This is a genomic window from Paenibacillus litoralis, from assembly GCF_046244365.1.
Lineage (GTDB): Bacteria > Bacillota > Bacilli > Paenibacillales > NBRC-103111 > Paenibacillus_V.
Genome location: NZ_CP176395.1, coordinates 1,634,977 through 1,652,053 on the forward strand (window position 1 = coordinate 1,634,977; position 17,077 = coordinate 1,652,053).

Consider the following 17,077-nt stretch of genomic DNA (forward strand, 5'->3'; position numbering starts at 1 on the left):
TGCACAGTCGCCCAAATATCCAAAAGACCTGCTGAACACGGTACACGAAGCCACCAAACCACGTTAAACGTTCCACTTCTCACTTTTATTGGTTAACTCCTCTTATCCTTGTGCAATTCGGGCGCTATTGATCCTCTGCTAGTTGGGCCATTTCCCATCAGTAATACGGAATCCCTTTCCTTAAGCAATCACGGCGCGATTCGCGTGCAGAGCAAGCCGGGCGAAGGAGCCGCTTTAGCGTGACGCTGTCTTCGACTGAGGACAGGGCTTGATCTTAAGCCCTCCCAGGCGACGATGAGCGGATGCAACGTTACATTACGCGCAGCTATCGGTGCGCACTGTGACGCTGCATGACGGCGATCCGCCGGCATTGCCATATTATCCGGCGGAATATAATCGCTGCGTCAACAATTTTGTACAGGTGCCGACTAGAGCGTGTCTTCAAACCTAATTTAACCATAACAAAATAGAGGCCAGCGATAAAAAGGCCGCAAAAGTACAGGTGAGCTTATCGTAACGAGTAGCTAGTCTACGATAGTGTACCAGATCTACTAAAGCCTTGTCCGGCGCGGAGAAAATATTGCGCAACCGGGCAAATTATGTTTGTGGCCTCCGCTTCGGACGCTCCCTTATGATAGGCAGTAGCTGTCCGGCTTCATGGAGAAGCAGGCAGCCATCAAACATAAGGAGAGTGGGGAGTTTGAAGCTGGTTCGAGTCGGCGTGATCGGTACGGGTTCCATTTCGGCCTGTCATCTGAGCGCTTACCGGAAAAACAGCCGCACAATCATTGCGGCGGTTTGCGATTTGAACGAAGAGCGCGCCCGGAAAGCCGCAGATCAATACGACGTGGAGCAGGTGTATACCGACTACCGCGAGCTGCTGGCCAATCCCGAGATCGATGCCGTCAGTATCTGTACCTGGAACGACACGCATGCGGAAATCGCGATCGCCGCGCTGCAAGCCGGCAAGCATGTGCTTGTGGAAAAGCCGATGTGCCGGACGGTAGAGGAGGCGCTGCGCATGGAAGAAGCGGTGCGCAAGTCCGGCAAGCTGCTGCAGATTGGGTACGTGCGGCGGTTCGATCCGAATGCGCGCATGCTTGAGGAATTTGCCAGGAAGGGCGAATTCGGCGATCTCTATTACGCCAAAGCGACCAGCGTCCGCCGTCTGGGCAATCCCGGCGGATGGTTCGCGGACGTCGAGCGGTCCGGTGGCGGTCCGCTGATCGATATCGGCGTTCACATTATTGATTTGAGTTGGTATTTGATGGGCAAGCCCAAAGCGGTATCCGTCAGTGCCAATACATACCGGAAGCTGGGCAATCGCGCGCATATCCGTAATCTTTCATTCTATAAGGCTGCGGACTACGAGGCTTCGCAGAACACGGTGGAAGATATGGCGAATGCGCTCATCCGCTTCGAGAACGGCGCATCGCTCATGGTCGACGTCAGCTTCTCGCTCCATGCCAAGCAGGACGAGACCGTCTTGAAGCTGTACGGAGACAAGGGGGGATTCGAGGTCGAGCCTAGCGTCGTGATCGTCACCGAGAAGCATGACACGATTTTGAACGTGTTCCCGCAAACGGATCACCCTGGTTTCCAGGGCGAAGCGGCGTTCCAGGGGGAGATCGACCACTTCGTTTCCTGCTTTATCACGGGCGAGCAGCCGCTCAGTCCGGCGTCGGACGGTGTGGAAATGATGAAAATACTATGCGGCATTTACGAATCCGCAGCAAAAGGCGAGGAGGTTCGGCTATGAAGCTCGGGGTAAGCACCTATTGTTTCGCGCAGAACATGCAGACCGGCGCGATGAGCATTCTCGATGCGATCGACTGCATCGCCGACATCGGCGGCGAGCATGTCGAAATTGTGTCTGGCGTCATCGAGCTAGCGAAGACGCCGGAGTTGATTGCCGCGATCAAGAAGCGGGCGTCCGGTCGCGGCCTCCCGCTGTCCAACTATGCGATCGGCGCACAGTTCGCCGGTCTGGACGATGAAGCGTTCGAGCGGGAAATCGCCCGCGTCAAGCGGGAGGTGGACATCGCCGCCGAGCTCGGCGTCAAACGGATGAGGCACGACGTCGCCTCCTCGGCGGATCTTTCGGACCGGCAGTTCGCCTCCGATCTGCCGCGTCTTGTGAAAGCCTGCCGGGAAATCGCCGATTATGCGGCGCCGCTCGGCATTACGACGAGCGTGGAAAACCACGGCTACTATATACAGGCCAGCGCTCGTGTGCGCGAGCTCGTTCAGGAGGTCGGCCGGGACAATTTCCGGACGACGATCGACATCGGCAATTTCGTCTGCGTCGACGAAGAGCCGGTTCAAGGCGTGCGGAACAACATCGCTCTCGCATCAATGGTGCATGTCAAAGACTTTTACCGCAGGCCGGCTGACCTCGACCCCGGCGCAGGCTGGTTCCGCTCCGCGAATGGCACTTATTTACGCGGCGCAATCGTCGGCCACGGGGATCTCGATATTCGCGCCGCTCTGGCGAGCGTAAAGCATTCCGGGTATGACGGCGACTTGTCCATCGAATTTGAGGGGCTGGAGCCTTGCGTACAGGCGACGAAAATGGCGCTCGACAACGCACGGCGGTTTTGGGCGGAAGTTTGAGCCACGCCCGCCCCTGTACCCGAGCCCGAGCCCGCACCCGCATGCGCCAAAGCGCCGCGAACGGCGCCAAATCAAGCGTAAAATCGCCGTAAATACCGGCTCGAAAATATTGCGAAGCCGAGCAAATTATGTTGCTTGCTCCGCTTTGCAAGGCTCCTATATGATTAGCATGCGGACCGGGCCCGGATAACCGCAATCGCCAAGTGAAAGGGGGAGATCGACATCGCAAGCAGTCAGCCGAATAAGCCTTCGCTTTTTCGTTTTCGCGAGAATGTACAGCTTTACTTGATCATGCTTCCTGTTTTGCTGCACATCTTTATTTTTAGCTACATCCCGATGTACGGAGTTGTAATCGCTTTCCAGGATTATTACCCGGGAAAACCGTTTCTCGCGTTCGATGGAAGTGTCCATTGGGTTGGCTTCAAGCATTTCGTCGATTTTTTCAACGGTCCGTATTTCATGAGACTGATGCGCAACACGTTTATCCTGAGCTTCTACTTTTTTGTCTTCGGCTTCTGGGTGCCGATCCTGTTTGCCCTGCTCATGAACGAGCTGAAGAACGGCGTGTTTAAAAAGTTTGTGCAAACGGCAAGTTATTTGCCCCATTTTATATCAAACGTCGTCGTGGCGGGTATGCTGCTGTCCTTCATCAATATGGACGGGGTCGTCAATGCGATCATCAAGATGTTCGGCGGCGCGCCGATTTCGTTCACGACAGAGCCCGGCTATTTTCCGGCGATTTATACGATTACGAGCATATGGAAGTCGTTTGGCTGGAGCAGCATCCTGTATTTATCGGCGATGTCAGCGATCGACCCGAGCTTGTACGAGGCCGCCAAAATGGACGGCGCCAACCGTTTCAAGCAGATGCTCCATGTAACGCTGCCGTCGATTCGGCCGACGATCTTTATTCTGCTGATTTTTGCTGTCGGCAGCCTGCTTTCGGCGAATAGCGAATTTATATTGCTGATTTACAATCCCGCACTCTACGAGACCGCGGACGTCATCGGCACGTACTTGTACCGTGGCGGCTTGCTCGACGGCAATTTCAGCCTCGGCACGGCGGTTGGCTTGCTGATCGCGGTAATCAATTTTACACTGCTGTATATCGCGAACACGCTAAGCCGCAAATACGCCGATTACGCACTGTGGTAAGGAGGGAAACGATGGCCGCCGTGGTCAAAAACCGCATCAGCCAAGGCTCGACCGCAGTCGACGTCATTCTGTACGCGCTTGCGCTCGTGATTTGCATTATCACGCTGTATCCGTTCTATCTGGTTATTATCCTGTCTGTCAGCTCGCCGATGGAAGTAGCGGCTATGAACGTTTTCTGGTATCCGAAGGGCTTTTTTCTCGGGTCATACGAGCTGATTGCGCAAGATGCCAAAATGTGGTGGGCATATTCCAATACGTTAATTTACGTGGTCGTCGGGACGCTGCTGAATTGCCTGATGGCCATATTGGGCGCCTATCCGCTTACTGTTCGCAATTTGAAGGGGCGCAAATGGGTGATCGCTTTTCTCTTGATCCCCATGTATTTCGGAGGCGGGTTAATCCCGAGCTACCTGCTTGTCAATAAGCTGGGACTATATAATACGATGTTCGCGATTATTATTCCCGGTGCGGTCAGCATCTGGAACATCATTCTGGTCAGAACCTATTTTACAACGATACCGGAAGCGATCCGGGAATCGGCCAGCGTGGATGGCGCCTCGCATTGGCAGCTGCTTTTCCGGATTATCGTGCCGATCTCGAAGCCGATTATTGCGGTTATCGCGATCTATACGGTCGTAGGCATTTGGAACAGCTGGTTTGACGCGCTTGTTTATTTGCCGAACGAGAAGCTGCATCCGCTGCAAATGTACTTGTACCGCGTTGTCGTGCAGCAGACGGTAGATTTGAAAACGTTGACGATGGAAGACGCCAAGAACGCGGCTTACGCCATGCTTTCTAACATTCAGTTGAAGTATGCGATTATCGTGTTTACGACGCTACCGGTTATTTTTACGTACCCGTTCTTCCAGAAATATTTCATAAAGGGCGCGCTTCTCGGTTCATTAAAGGAATAACGCCCTAACTTGAGGAGGAAGTCTCTATGAAACAGTGGAAAAAATCGATTTTGCTCTCGCTCGCGACTGTAGTACCGCTTGCCGCCGTTACGGCATGCAGCAACGACAATACGGGCAAAAAAACAGAGCCAAGCGCAAGCGCGGCAGGCTCAAGCTCAAGTGCGCCGTCGCCCGCCAAACAGGCAAGCAAGCTGAAGCTTCTCGGTCCGGCGAACGCGAATAAATTTATCAAATTCGAAGACCGCGACAAATACCCGGTGTGGAAAGAGATTGACAAGCTGCTTGGCGGTGCGGGCTTGCAGCTTGACTACGAACTGGTTCCGCCGGAGCAGTACAACACGGTGATCAAGACGCGGATGGCGTCGGGCAGCAGTCTGCCCGACATCGTGAATATTTCCGCTCTTGATAACACAACGGTGCTTAATCTGGCCAAACAGGGCGTTCTGCTCGACTTGAACCCGCTGATCGAGAAGTACAGCAACGGCAATATTAAAGCGATGTACAACAAGGAGTTTGCCTTCGCCAAGCAAGCGACGACGACTCCAGACGGCAAAATGTACTGGTTCAGCAATCTCCACAAAAAAACGTATCAGGAAAAAGATCCGGCTCCCGTCGCTTTGACGATGATGCTGCGCAAAGACTGGCTCGACAAGCTGAAGCTGCCGGCGCCGACGACGGCCGAGGAATATTTGCAAGCGCTGAAGACGATGCGGGACTCCGATGCGAACGGCAATGGCCAGAAGGACGAAGTGCTCGTATACAACCCAGGCGACTTCACCGGCCCGATCGCCCAGTGGTTCGGACTTGGCACGGATATTACGGCTGTCGATGTGGAAAACAAGAAGATCGTCTCCCCGTGGTATCAGAAAGGGGTTAAAGACTACTTCCTCTATTTGCAGCGGCTCGTGAAGGAAGGTCTTCTTGATACCAGCTTGATCGCCGTGAATGGTGAGCAGATCCAGCAAAAAATGTCGGATAACAAAGTAGCCTCCGTAAGTAGCTATAATATGGAAAGCTGGCTGGAGCCGACGATCAAAGGAGGCGGCGAATTCCTCCCGCTGATGCCGCTTCAGGCCGTAAATGGCATTACTCCTGCCGCCCAACTGGAGCCGCCTTTCCTCGTATGGTCGAAGTACGCGATTACGAAAGACGCCAAAAATGTCGAAGCGGCGATCAAATTTTTCGATGTCGTCTATTCGCGGCAATACTCGGATCTGATGACTTGGGGTATAGAAGGCCAGGCATATAAAAAAGAAGCAAACGGCGTAAAAGTGGGGATCAATAAAGGGTCGGACGAGGAATTGGCAAAATCGGGATATTTCGGGGGGAACAAGCTGCTCGGGGATACGGTTTATCCGCGCGTGCAATTCGCCAATCTGGAGACAGAACTGGCTTCCGCGCCGAAGCATAAGACGGACCACGAACTGAGCATGTTGACATACAAGCCGTATTTCGTCAATATGAATTTTATCTATTTGGCTATTCCGGACGAGAAGGAGCTCGAAGCGAAGACGAAAATTTCGACGAACCTGAACACGTATTCAACCGAGTTGGCTACCAAGCTGGTGTTAGGCCAAAAATCGCTCGACGACTGGGATCAATATATTTCGGAGCTGAAAAAGCTTGGTCTCGATCAGCTTATCGAAATCGATCAGCAGCTGCTTGACCGCTATAATAGCATCAAGTAACCCGAATCCCGGAATCCCCAAGTGAAGGAAGGTGCGCATTTGCGAAACATAAGCTTCAGAAGCAGAACGTTTCGAAAAACGTTTCTTTCCTACACCGCCATCCTGCTGATCCCGATCATCGTGTTCAGCGTTCTGAACGTGCAGCGGAATGTGACGGAACAGAAACGGAAGATGGTTGAGAAGGTTCATGCGGATGCGAAACGGATTGCGGACATCGTGGACAACAAATTAAATGAACTGAAAAACTTGGGCAAAGCGCTCGGCGAAGAAGCGTGGGTCAGCAAGCAGATGTCGAATGCGAATGTGTACGAACGGGAATTCGACTTCACCCGTATGCTCGAAATTCGCAAAAGCTTTCAAAACGCGATTGGCGGCCTGAGCATTCTTTCATTCGGAGCGGTTATGTATCCGGAGAAAAAGCTTGTCTTTACGCCGTGGGGTGAATACGCGGAGGACGTATTTTTTACGTCCGTCGCTTCGTTCGACGAAGCGACGCGGCGGCATTTCGCCGAGTCTTTGCCGCAATACGCCTACTATTCGGTCATGCGGCCGGTCGACATGAGGTTATGGGATAACCCGATACGGGTTATCCCCGTCTTCCAAAGCCTCGAGGTCGTCAACAACCCGCGCGCGGTTCTCCTGTTGTTTATCGACGTCGCGTATTTTGCGGATTATTTGCAGCGCTTCAGCGGCGGCGATTACCGCGAGATCGTCATTTCGGATCGCGATGCGCCCGTTTACCAGTTGAAGCATCCGGCGGCAGGCGAAGTGAATGATTCCGACAAGACGCTCGCAATCTCCGTCCCGTCTCAGGCCAGCAATTGGCAGTATACGGTTACTTACCCAGATAATAAAGTGCTCGGCATGCAAAATTTGCTCGGCTCTCTGCTCGCCATTCTGATTTCCGTCCCGCTAGGAGCGGTTATGGCGTTCTGGCTGGCCAAAATCAGTTACCGGCCGCTGGCGGCTTTGCTGCGCAGTTTGTCCGTCGCCGTGCGCAGCGACGATGCGGGATCGGAATACAAGCTGATCGAGAAATCGTTCGACCGCTTGATGACGGAGAATCACCTGCTCCAGCAAGCCGTCGAGGATTACGAAAGCGCTGCCAGATCGAATCTGCTGATGCGCTTGTTGAAGGGGTATTTTACGGATGTGCAGCATGGGAACGGATTGGATAAATTCGATCTGGGCTATACGGAGGACATGTACTATTGCTCGATGCTGATCAGCTTCCATGCGCATCGCGACATGAACGATTTGGAGGCGATCCGCAAGATCGAGATCGTCACGATCATGGCCGCGGATAAGGCGATGAAGCGCCATCGGCTCCGGCATGAGCTGTTTGAGGTGACGAACGCGGACAAAGCGCTGATTGTCTCGTCCGTTCAGCCTCTTGGCGACGGCGTCATAGAGCGTATCGTTTCCGAGATTGCCGGGCAAATAACGGAGGCATGCGGCTTCCGGCCCGACATTTTCCCCGGAGCGGTCGAAACGGGGCTGGTCGGCATCAGCAAATCGTATTATTCGGCCAATGAAAGCTTGCAGGTAGCGCTCTTCTCGCGCGGGCATCTCCATGCAAGGGAGGAAGAAGCGTATATTCCGGATGTGGATTACTACTACCCGACGGATTGGGAAGTGCAGATGATCAATAACCTGAAGATCGGCAATCTGGACACGCTGACGCATATTTTGGACGAAATCGGCGCGGAAAACCGGAGGCGGCAGCTTCCCGACGCGAGTATGGTGAAGCTGACGACCTTGCTGATGGAAACGATGCTGCGTGTGCTGCACGAGCTGAATATCGACGCGGGCATTTATGCCCGGCAGTTCGAGAGCAGGCTCAAAGCCGGAAACGTCGATGCGATGTGGGATTACATGGCTGAAGTGGGAACGCTGATCTGCGAAAGGGTTCGTTATTCGAACACGCCTTCGACGATGGAGGCCGGCGGCAAGCTGCTGCAATATGTGAACGAGAACTATACAAGCGCGGACGTGTCGCTAAAAAGGCTTGCGGAACTGTTTCACATGTCGGTTTCGGGCGTGTCGAAGCTGTTCAAAGAAGTGACGGGCATCAACTTCTATGACTATTTATGCAGGCTGCGCATGGAAACCGCGAAGGAGCTGCTCCGGGACAAAAACAGCGTCGACGATGTCGCGCGCCGCGTCGGTTACGAAAATGTGTACTCGTTCAAACGGGCTTTCGTCCGCTATGAAGGCATCAAACCTGACGAGTATGCGCAGTTAGGGCAATAAGCGGTTATTAGGGCATTGGGCTGAACATACGGTGGAACGCTGGATGAATCAAAGTATTTCCGGACAAGAGGAAACGGAAGTGCCGGAGTATTCAGACGCAGGGTTGATTGCGGGCTGGAGCAGGGCGGCGATCGCAAAGCTGGAAAAGCTCGGCATTATGAAGGGCTATCCGGATGGCGGTTTTCATCCGCTGCAAACGATGACCCGCGCAGAGGCAATCGTGTCGATGGACCGTATGCTTGCGCAGCTTGAACAGGACTATACGATTGACAAACCGGGGGTATACGATTTCTCGGATATTCAGCATGCGCTCAAATGGAACATCATCGTTACCGTTCCGGGGGTGACGCTTCGAAATGTAACGGTAGAAGGAAATATTGTTCTCGGCGGAGGGGTCAAGGAGAGCGATGGCGATGACATATTGATTTATGTCGGCTATATCGGGGCTTTTTCTGATAGCGCTTCCATCGATCAGAGATTGATGAATTTGGATGATGACGGTTTCGTTATTTTTCCGGAGAAAGAAGCTCTATAGTCGCAACTTCTCCGAGGCTGTCCCAAAAGTTGTTTTTCCATTCTCACGCCAACTAAAAGCGCTATTATAGCACAAGAAAAGCTTCCATACCCAGTTTACCAGTGGTTTTGGAAGCTTTTTTGTGTACATTTTGGGACTGGCCCATTCGACTCTGCCCTTTTGGGACAGCCCCTTCGTTTGGACGTTCGTTTTTCTTGAAATATAAGACTTTATATGTCTCACCTATTACGAAAAATGCGAAAATGAAGGGGAGATCCGGAGATTGGCTATTTTGACGGGCATCAGCTTCTACGATTATTTGTGCCGGCTTGCCGCTCTTTTAATAGGAGAGCAGCAGGCGTTTTTGGAATTACAATTAAACCGTCAACCGGCGCTATTTATGTACTTGTCGCCGCCATCAGCTATGTGACATGATAGAGCGTAGCAAGATCAATGCCAGAATCATACAAAGGGACGGGAGAAGGAGAGACTCATGGGAGAACAAAAACAGGTGCCAGGCTGCAAGCTTACACAGCATACGATGGACGGGCATTGCGTGCTGACGCTGGAAAACGACGCGATTCGCGTCAGTATCGATGTGGATCATGGCGCTCATCTATTCGAAATGACGGATAAGCGCACGAACATCGACGTGATGTACAAAGACCCTAAGGGATTATCTTACGACGTCGGCGGCTGGTACGAGCTGTTTCCGAATGCGGGTACCGGCTGCAGCTACAAGGGGAGCGACGTCCCCGGACACGGCGATGTGCAGCATTTGCCATGGACATTCATGATCGAGCAGGAGAGCGAAGAAGAAATCCGCGTGCATCTGCGGACGGAGAGTAAGGTGCGGCCCTTTGCTTTGGAGAAGACCGTTGCGCTCAAAAAGGGGCAAGCGAGTCTCCATATCGCGGAGAAGATTACCAACCTCAGCGGCGAGGCGGAGCCGTACTTGTGGGGACATCATGTGACGTTCGGAGCCCCGTTCGTGAGTCCCTACAGCCGCATCGATCTTCCGGGCTGCCGCGTATTCGATCAGCCGGATTACCATCCGAATAACAGCAGGCTGCTGTCCGGAGCTTCCGGGACGTTGGACCGTATGCCCGGCAAACGGGGAGAGAAGGTGGATAACACGTATTTTGCGGCGGAGCCCTTCAATGAAATGTTGTTTATCGACGAATTGCAGGAGCATTGGTACAACGTATTTAACGAGCAGGCGGGACTCGGCTTCGCGCTCGCATGGGACGGCGTCGTATTTCCTTACCTCTGGCTGTGGCAGGAGCATCACTCCGAGCAGGAGGAGCCGTTCGGCGGTCAACTGTATGCCATGGCGCTGGAGCCTCAGGCATCCAACGCGCCGACCCTGTCTAAGGCCGTGTCGAAGGGGCAAGCGCCGGTTCTGGAAGCGGGCCAAAGCGCGGAAACGTGGCTGACGGTCGTCATGCACGCGAACCGGGACCGGGTGAAGTCCGTTAACCGGGAAGGCGGCTTGACGTTCTGAGGATACAGGGCGCACTACCGGGCCCGGCCGGCCTTATGGCGGCTTGCTTATGCCGTACCGGATATGCTAGAATGGAACAAATGTTCGCATTATTTTGGGGGGCTATGCAATGACGGAAAGATGCGGCTGGGTCAATGATGATCCGCTTTATATCGAGTACCACGATAAGGAGTGGGGGGTACCCGTTCACGACGACCGGAAGCTGTTCGAGATGATCACCTTGGAGGGGGCGCAGGCGGGGCTGAGCTGGTATACGGTGCTGAAGAAGCGGGAAACGTACCGGCAGGCGTTCGACGGCTTCGATTTCGAGAAGGTGGCCTCCTATGACGAAGCCAAGGCGGCTGAACTGCTGCAGAACGAGGGTATTATCCGCAACAAGCTGAAAGTCGCCTCGGCGATCGGCAACGCCAAGGCGTTCATTCGTGTCCGCGAGGAATTCGGCAGCTTCGACCGCTATATTTGGGGTTTCGTAGGCGGCAAGCCGATCCTTAACCGCTTCCGCGAGCTGAAGGAGGTGCCGGCGCGCACCGATATTTCCGACGCGATGAGCAAGGATCTGCAGAAACGGGGCTTCAAGTTCGTCGGCAGTACGATCTGCTACGCCTTCATGCAAGCGACGGGGATGGTCAACGACCACGTGGAGAGCTGTTTCTGTTACGAACCGGGCGCGGGAGCCGAGGTGTCGGTTTAACGATTCCGGATTTCGGAGCCTAAAAACCAAGTTGCTTAATCGGGAATTTCGCTGTATGATGAAGGGGTCAATTTCATAAGTTCTGTGGGAATAAGGTGCCGCGATGCGTTGCAATACTTCGCCGGCTTAAAAGGGAATCCGGTGCGATACCGGAGCGGTCCCGCCACTGTAACAGAGGAGTTCGCAGCCCAAGCGACAGCCACTGGTCGAAGAGACCGGGAAGGCAGGCTGCGTGCGTCGATTCTGGAGCCAGGAGACCTGCCTGTTCTGACGACACAAGAATACCTACGGGAGATAGGTGGTGTTGGAGACGAGTCCGGTAACGTGTAGATCCGAGGCTTCTTTTCCCCATTTCCTTTATTCGGATTGGGGCGGAGAAGCTTTTATTTCGTGGTCCTGTGCCCCCTGACGGCAATCGGTTCTTAGCATTAGCTATAGGCCGCCGGCATGACAGGGTTCAACCAGGAAACGAAATAATAAATCGGAAGAAGGTTTTCATATGAATAATCACTATGTCATCAGTAATTTGGGATATCCGCGCATCGGCGAGAACCGCGAATGGAAAAAGCTGCTCGAATCGTTCTGGGCGGGCAAAACGGAGGAAGCGGACTTCGAAGCCGAAATGAAAAAAATCCGTCTGCAGCGCCTGCTAAAGCAGCGGGAGTTAGGCGTCGAGCTTATCCCGGTCGGCGATTTCACGCTTTACGATCACGTCCTGGATACGTCGGCGATGTTCGGCCTCGTTCCGTCCCGCTACGGCTATGCCAGCGGCCCGGTATCGCTTGCGGCGTATTTCGCGATGGCCCGCGGCAGCAAGGAAGCGCCCGCATGCGAGATGACGAAATGGTTCAACACGAACTATCACTATATCGTACCGGAGCTGGGCGAAGCGGCGCCGAGGCTGGTCGAGAACAAGCCTCTGGCCGCCTATCTGGAAGCGAAGCGGGAGCTCGGCATCGACGGCAAGCCGGTACTTGTCGGACCGTTTACATTCGTTAAGCTGGCCAAGGGCTATAAGCAAGAGCGGTTCGGCGAGCTGGTCGGTCAGCTCGTTCCGCTGTACGCGCAGGTGCTGCGCGAGCTGGAACAAGCCGGAGCGGGCTGGGTGCAGATCGACGAGCCTTCGCTCGTAACCGACTTGACGGCAGCGGAGCTTGACGTGCTGGAGAGCGCCTATAAGCAGCTCGCTGCTGCGGCTCCGGGACTGAGCATTCTCTTGCAGACGTATTTCGAAGCGGTTTCGGGCTATGATAGAGTGATCGGCCTGCCGGTCCAAGCGATCGGGCTCGATTTCGTCCACGGCCGCGAGGGCAATCTGCGCGCGCTCCGCGAGCACGGCTTCCCTGCGGGCAAAACGCTTGCGGCCGGCGTTATCGACGGACGCAACATCTGGCGCGCCGATCTTGCCGAGAAGCGGCAGCTTCTTGAAGAGCTTGCTGCCGTCGTGCCGGGCGACCGTCTGATCGTGCAGCCTTCGTGCAGCCTACTGCACGTGCCGGTCAGCCTTGCCCGCGAGGGGAAGCTGGAATCGACGCTGCTCGGCGCGCTCGCCTTCGCCGGCGAGAAGCTCGGCGAGCTCGCGCTGCTGGCGCAAGCGGCACGCGGAGACGGCGGCGATGCCACCGCTCAAGCGATTGAGGCAAGCACGCGCGCGGTCGCGGCGCTGAACGCGTCTCCGGCGCGAAGCGGCGGCGGAGCGGTTGACGCGGCGGCTGCCCGGACGAGCCGGGCGGTGCCGTTCGCGGAGCGCCAGCAGCTGCAGCAGGCGCGCTGGCAGCTGCCTTTGCTGCCGACGACGACGATCGGCAGCTTCCCGCAGACCGCCGAGGTGCGTAAAGCCCGGCAGCTGTGGCGCAAAGGCGAATGGACGGAGGCGCAGTACGACGCGTTCGTGCAGGAGCAAATCCGCGTCTGGATCAGCCTGCAGGAGGACATCGGGCTCGACGTGCTTGTGCACGGCGAATTCGAGCGTACGGACATGGTCGAATTTTTCGGCGAGAAGCTGGTCGGCTTTGCGTTTACCCAGAACGGCTGGGTACAGTCGTACGGCTCGCGCTGCGTCAAGCCTCCGGTCATTTTTGGCGACGTCCGATTCAGCGGACCGATGACGGTCAAGGAAACGGTATATGCGCAGTCACTGACAGCCAAGCCGGTGAAAGGCATGCTGACCGGCCCGGTTACGATCCTGAACTGGTCGTTCGTTCGCGACGATATTTCGCGCAAGGATGTCACGTACCAGATCGCGCTTGCGCTCCGCGAGGAGGTTGAGGCGCTGGAGAGCGCCGGCATCGGCATGATTCAGGTCGACGAGCCGGCGCTGCGCGAAGGCTTGCCGCTCAAGAACGCCGACCGCAAATTCTACCTGGATTGGGGCGTGGAATCCTTCCGGCTGGCTACGTCGACCGTGCAGGATACGACGCAAATTCATACGCATATGTGCTATTGCGAGTTCCACGACATGATCGACGCGATTTCGGCGCTCGACGCCGACGTGATCTCGATCGAAACGTCGCGCAGCCACGGCGAGCTTATTTCCGCATTCGAAACGGAAACGTACGACAAAGGAATCGGTCTTGGCGTATATGACATTCACAGCCCGCGCGTACCCGATAAGGCCGAGATGCTCTCGATGATCGAGCGCGCCCTGCGCGTGCTGCCGGGACGGCTGTTCTGGATCAATCCCGACTGCGGCTTGAAGACGCGCGGTCAAGCGGAAACGGTCGCGGCTCTGCGCAACATGGTAGCGGCGGCGAGCGAAGCAAGACTGGAATTGCAACAATAATAATTGACAAAATAAAGTGCAGGCGATAAATATTATTTTTTGTTAAGCATGTATGAATCAAGTGCGCCCCGTAAAGCTAAGGAATCCTTCATGGCCCATTCCTGAATCTTTGCGGGGTTCCTTTCATTGCTGACTTATTCGGGCTTCGGCTTGAAGATTTCCGATTCCCGGCGGCGCTTTATGCGCTGCTTTTCCATCGATATTCAACGATTGCGATGCGGGAATCCGACAAACAATCTCCAAAAAAAACTAGAAGTCAAGCCTTGACTTGTACTATATGTTGATATAAATTTTAATAACGGCATCAAGATGTAGTGAATTACCGATTCATGGGAATGGAAAAGCCGGTTAAGGGGAGATACGTTGTGCAAGTAATTAAACGTAACGGACAAGCAGCCGAGATGGAATTCAGCAAGTTCAAAAAAGTCATCGATTTTGCAATAGAAGGTATCGGACTTAACTCGCTTGAGCTGGAGCAGGCGCTTTTGCCGCAGCTGAAGGACGGGATGCGGACGAAGGAAATCCAGCGTATTTTGATACAGACGGCAGTCGAAAAGGTCACGATTCAGGAGCCGAATTGGGACAAGGTCGCAGCGAAACTTTACATATACGATCTGTATAAAGAAGCTGGCATTAACCGCGACTATAGCAAAAAAAGCTTCGGATACGGCAGCTTCTACAAGCTTCTCAAGCTGTTGACCGACGAAGGCTTGTACGGCGACTATATTTTGAAGGGCTACAAGAAGAAGGAAGTCGACGAGCTGGGCGAGTACATCAAACCGGAACGGGATTACCTGCTGACGTATGTCGGCGTTAAAACGTTAGCCGAACGCTATTGCGTGAAAGGCTTTAATAAAGAAGTGTACGAGCTGCCTCAGGAGGCGTTCATGGGCGTGGCGATGGCGATTGCGCTGGCCGAGAAGCCGGAGGATCGCGTGCACTGGGCGAAGCAGTTCTACGACGTGATGTCGCTGCTTCAAATGACGGAAGCGACGCCGACGATGTCGAACGCGCGCAAGCCGTTCAACCAGCTGTCGAGCTGCTTTATCGGGACGATGGACGACTCGTTGGAATCGATCTTCCATATCGTCGATCTGTTCAGCCAAGTGAGCAAATACGGCGGCGGCATGGGGATTTACATCGGCAAGGTACGGGCGACCAACTCCGACATCCGCGGCTTCAAAGGGACAAGCGGCGGCGTCATTCCGTGGATCCGGATCATCAACGATACGGCAATCGCGTGCAACCAGCTCGGCGTTCGCAACGGAGCGGTCAGCGTAACTCTGGATATTTGGCACCGCGACATTTGGGAGTTCCTGAACCTGAAGACGAACAACGGCGACGAGCGCCGGAAAGCGCACGACATTTTCCCGGCCGTCTCGATCCCAGACGTGTTCATGCGTCAACTCAAGAAAGAAACGCGCGTTCGCGACGGCAAGTTCTACCTGATGTGTCCGCATGAGGTTCGCCGCGTAATGGGCTGGAGCCTGGAAGATTCGTTCGACGAGGCGGAAGGCGAAGAAGGCGAATTTTCGAAGCGCTACTGGGCTTGCGTCGATCATCCCGACATTCCGAAGGAAGAAGTCAATGCGATCGATCTGCTTAAGGCGATCATCAAGTCGGATACGGAAACCGGCACGCCGTTCCAGTTTTTCCGTGACACGGTCAACCGGATGAACCCGAACAAGCACGCGGGACGCATCTACTCCAGCAACCTGTGCATGGAGATCAACCAGAACATGTCCGTCAACAGCGAAGTTACGCGCAAAACGCTGAAGGACAAGGACGGAAACGAATACGTCGTCGAGACGCGCCAATCCGGTGACTTCGTCGTTTGTAACCTCGGGTCGTTGAACCTGGGCCGCACGAATACGGAAGAAACGATCGCGGAGGTCGTGCCGGTCGTCGTACGGATGCTTGACAACGTTATTACGATCAACAACCTGCCGGTCAAGGAAGCGGAAATCACGAACGCCAAATACCGGGCAATCGGTCTCGGCAGCTTCGGCTATCATCACATGCTGGCGATCAACGGCATCAAATGGGAATCGGACGAGCATCTGGAAATGGCCGACCGGATTTATGAGCTCGTCAACTACCATGCGATTAAAGCCAGCTGCGAGCTCGCAAAGGAAAAAGGCTCCTACGCCTTGTTCGAAGGCTCGGAATGGCAGACGGGCGAGTACTTCAAGCGCCGCGACTATACAAGCGACAAATGGCAGGAGCTCGCCGCAGAGGTTTCTGCGAACGGTCTGCGCAACGGCTATCTGATGGCGGTCGCGCCGAACGGCTCGAGCTCCCAGTACGGCGGTTCGACGCAGAGCATCGACCCGATCTACTCGAAGTTCTACATGGACGAGAAGAAAAATCAGGTCATCCCGATCATCGCGCCGGATTTGAACCCGACGACGTTCTGGTTGTACAAGGAAGCGCACAAAATCGACCAAACGTGGAGCATCAAGGCTTGCGCTGCGCGCCAGCGCCATATCGACCAGTCGCAAAGCTTCAACCTGTACATTACGCCGGAAACGAAAGCGACCGAAATCGCCCAAATGTATATTTTGGCATGGACGCTGGGCGTCAAAACGCTGTATTATACGAGAAGCCGCAGCGCTGAAGTGGAAGAGTGCGCAGCTTGCTCGGCGTAACGATTGCGTTGTTGGCGGTGGCGTTACGGTAGAGCGGACAAGGCGATGCAAAGTAGTAGATCAGCAATAAGCAGTCTGCGCTGCAAGTGTAAAGGTAGTCCCCTCCCGCTCAAACATCTTGTTTTGGATTCCTTTCTATTAGAAGCCCTGCGGGGCACGGTAGGAATCCAAAGCCAAAACTCGCCGGGGACCACCTTTACACTCTCCGCTCCGCCTGCAAGCTGATCGAAATGCATCCCTCGCAGCTCTGCCGGTTTAACGCCTGCCCGCACAACAAGCGCGCTCGAACGCCGGAGCAAGAGAAATAAAGAAGTA

General features: G+C 54.6%; 12 protein-coding genes and 1 riboswitch. All 12 genes read left to right on the forward strand.

Translation table 11 applies throughout. The features are described from left to right. Window positions 1–700 precede the first annotated feature (700 nt). The 12 genes from ACKGJP_RS06870 to ACKGJP_RS06925 all read left to right on the forward strand — a co-directional run bounded on the left by ACKGJP_RS06870 (window position 701) and on the right by ACKGJP_RS06925 (window position 16,762). Complete coding sequence (locus tag ACKGJP_RS06870; protein ID WP_409344926.1) at window positions 701–1,759, forward strand: Gfo/Idh/MocA family protein; 1,059 nt, start codon at window positions 701–703, stop codon at window positions 1,757–1,759. Continuing rightward, complete coding sequence (locus ACKGJP_RS06875; protein WP_409344927.1) at window positions 1,756–2,613, forward strand: sugar phosphate isomerase/epimerase family protein; 858 nt, start codon at window positions 1,756–1,758, stop codon at window positions 2,611–2,613. The genes ACKGJP_RS06870 and ACKGJP_RS06875 overlap by 4 nt, the downstream gene beginning before the upstream one ends. 291 nt (window positions 2,614–2,904) lie before the next feature. Then, complete coding sequence (locus tag ACKGJP_RS06880; RefSeq protein ID WP_409347092.1) at window positions 2,905–3,768, forward strand: ABC transporter permease; 864 nt, start codon at window positions 2,905–2,907, stop codon at window positions 3,766–3,768. A gap of 11 nt (window positions 3,769–3,779) precedes the next feature. After that, window positions 3,780–4,682 carry a carbohydrate ABC transporter permease gene (locus tag ACKGJP_RS06885; RefSeq protein ID WP_409344928.1) on the forward strand — a complete coding sequence of 301 codons (903 nt, stop codon included), beginning with the start codon at window positions 3,780–3,782 and terminating at the stop codon, window positions 4,680–4,682. A 26-nt stretch (window positions 4,683–4,708) separates the two neighbouring features. Then, on the forward strand, window positions 4,709–6,370 hold the full coding sequence (locus ACKGJP_RS06890) for an extracellular solute-binding protein (RefSeq protein ID WP_409344929.1): 1,662 nt from the start codon (window positions 4,709–4,711) through the stop codon (window positions 6,368–6,370). Window positions 6,371–6,409: 39 nt separating this feature from the next. Next, on the forward strand, window positions 6,410–8,623 hold the full coding sequence (locus tag ACKGJP_RS06895) for a helix-turn-helix transcriptional regulator (RefSeq protein ID WP_409344930.1): 2,214 nt from the start codon (window positions 6,410–6,412) through the stop codon (window positions 8,621–8,623). A gap of 43 nt (window positions 8,624–8,666) precedes the next feature. Continuing rightward, the gene (locus ACKGJP_RS06900; protein WP_409344931.1) at window positions 8,667–9,158 is read left to right on the forward strand and encodes an S-layer homology domain-containing protein; all 492 of its coding nucleotides are present in this window, start codon (window positions 8,667–8,669) and stop codon (window positions 9,156–9,158) included. A 262-nt stretch (window positions 9,159–9,420) separates the two neighbouring features. Further along, the gene (locus tag ACKGJP_RS06905; protein WP_409344932.1) at window positions 9,421–9,567 is read left to right on the forward strand and encodes a hypothetical protein; all 147 of its coding nucleotides are present in this window, start codon (window positions 9,421–9,423) and stop codon (window positions 9,565–9,567) included. 63 nt (window positions 9,568–9,630) lie between these two features. After that, entirely contained in the window at window positions 9,631–10,641 is a 1,011-nt protein-coding gene (locus ACKGJP_RS06910) for a DUF4432 family protein (RefSeq protein ID WP_409344933.1), read from the forward strand. A 109-nt stretch (window positions 10,642–10,750) separates the two neighbouring features. Continuing rightward, the gene (locus ACKGJP_RS06915; RefSeq protein ID WP_409344934.1) at window positions 10,751–11,332 is read left to right on the forward strand and encodes a DNA-3-methyladenine glycosylase I; all 582 of its coding nucleotides are present in this window, start codon (window positions 10,751–10,753) and stop codon (window positions 11,330–11,332) included. Window positions 11,333–11,408: 76 nt separating this feature from the next. Further along, a riboswitch (cobalamin riboswitch) is annotated at window positions 11,409–11,613 on the forward strand. A gap of 218 nt (window positions 11,614–11,831) precedes the next feature. Beyond that, window positions 11,832–14,114, forward strand: a complete 2,283-nt coding sequence (metE, locus tag ACKGJP_RS06920) for a 5-methyltetrahydropteroyltriglutamate--homocysteine S-methyltransferase (RefSeq protein WP_409344935.1) — start codon at window positions 11,832–11,834, stop codon at window positions 14,112–14,114. Window positions 14,115–14,479: 365 nt separating this feature from the next. After that, window positions 14,480–16,762 carry a ribonucleoside-diphosphate reductase subunit alpha gene (locus ACKGJP_RS06925; RefSeq protein WP_409344936.1) on the forward strand — a complete coding sequence of 761 codons (2,283 nt, stop codon included), beginning with the start codon at window positions 14,480–14,482 and terminating at the stop codon, window positions 16,760–16,762. The last annotated feature ends 315 nt before the right edge of the window (window positions 16,763–17,077 follow it).

What these genes read in the sequence shown, in the direction of transcription:
- ACKGJP_RS06875 (WP_409344927.1), top strand. Translation starts at nt 1,756, where the DNA reads ATGAAGCTCGGGGTAAGCACCTATTGTTTCGCGCAGAACATGCAGACC.
- ACKGJP_RS06885 (WP_409344928.1), top strand. Translation starts at nt 3,780, where the DNA reads ATGGCCGCCGTGGTCAAAAACCGCATCAGCCAAGGCTCGACCGCAGTC.
- ACKGJP_RS06900 (WP_409344931.1), top strand. Translation starts at nt 8,667, where the DNA reads ATGAATCAAAGTATTTCCGGACAAGAGGAAACGGAAGTGCCGGAGTAT.
- ACKGJP_RS06880 (WP_409347092.1), top strand. Translation starts at nt 2,905, where the DNA reads ATGCTTCCTGTTTTGCTGCACATCTTTATTTTTAGCTACATCCCGATG.
- metE (WP_409344935.1), top strand. Translation starts at nt 11,832, where the DNA reads ATGAATAATCACTATGTCATCAGTAATTTGGGATATCCGCGCATCGGC.
- ACKGJP_RS06910 (WP_409344933.1), top strand. Translation starts at nt 9,631, where the DNA reads ATGGGAGAACAAAAACAGGTGCCAGGCTGCAAGCTTACACAGCATACG.
- ACKGJP_RS06890 (WP_409344929.1), top strand. Translation starts at nt 4,709, where the DNA reads ATGAAACAGTGGAAAAAATCGATTTTGCTCTCGCTCGCGACTGTAGTA.
- ACKGJP_RS06915 (WP_409344934.1), top strand. Translation starts at nt 10,751, where the DNA reads ATGACGGAAAGATGCGGCTGGGTCAATGATGATCCGCTTTATATCGAG.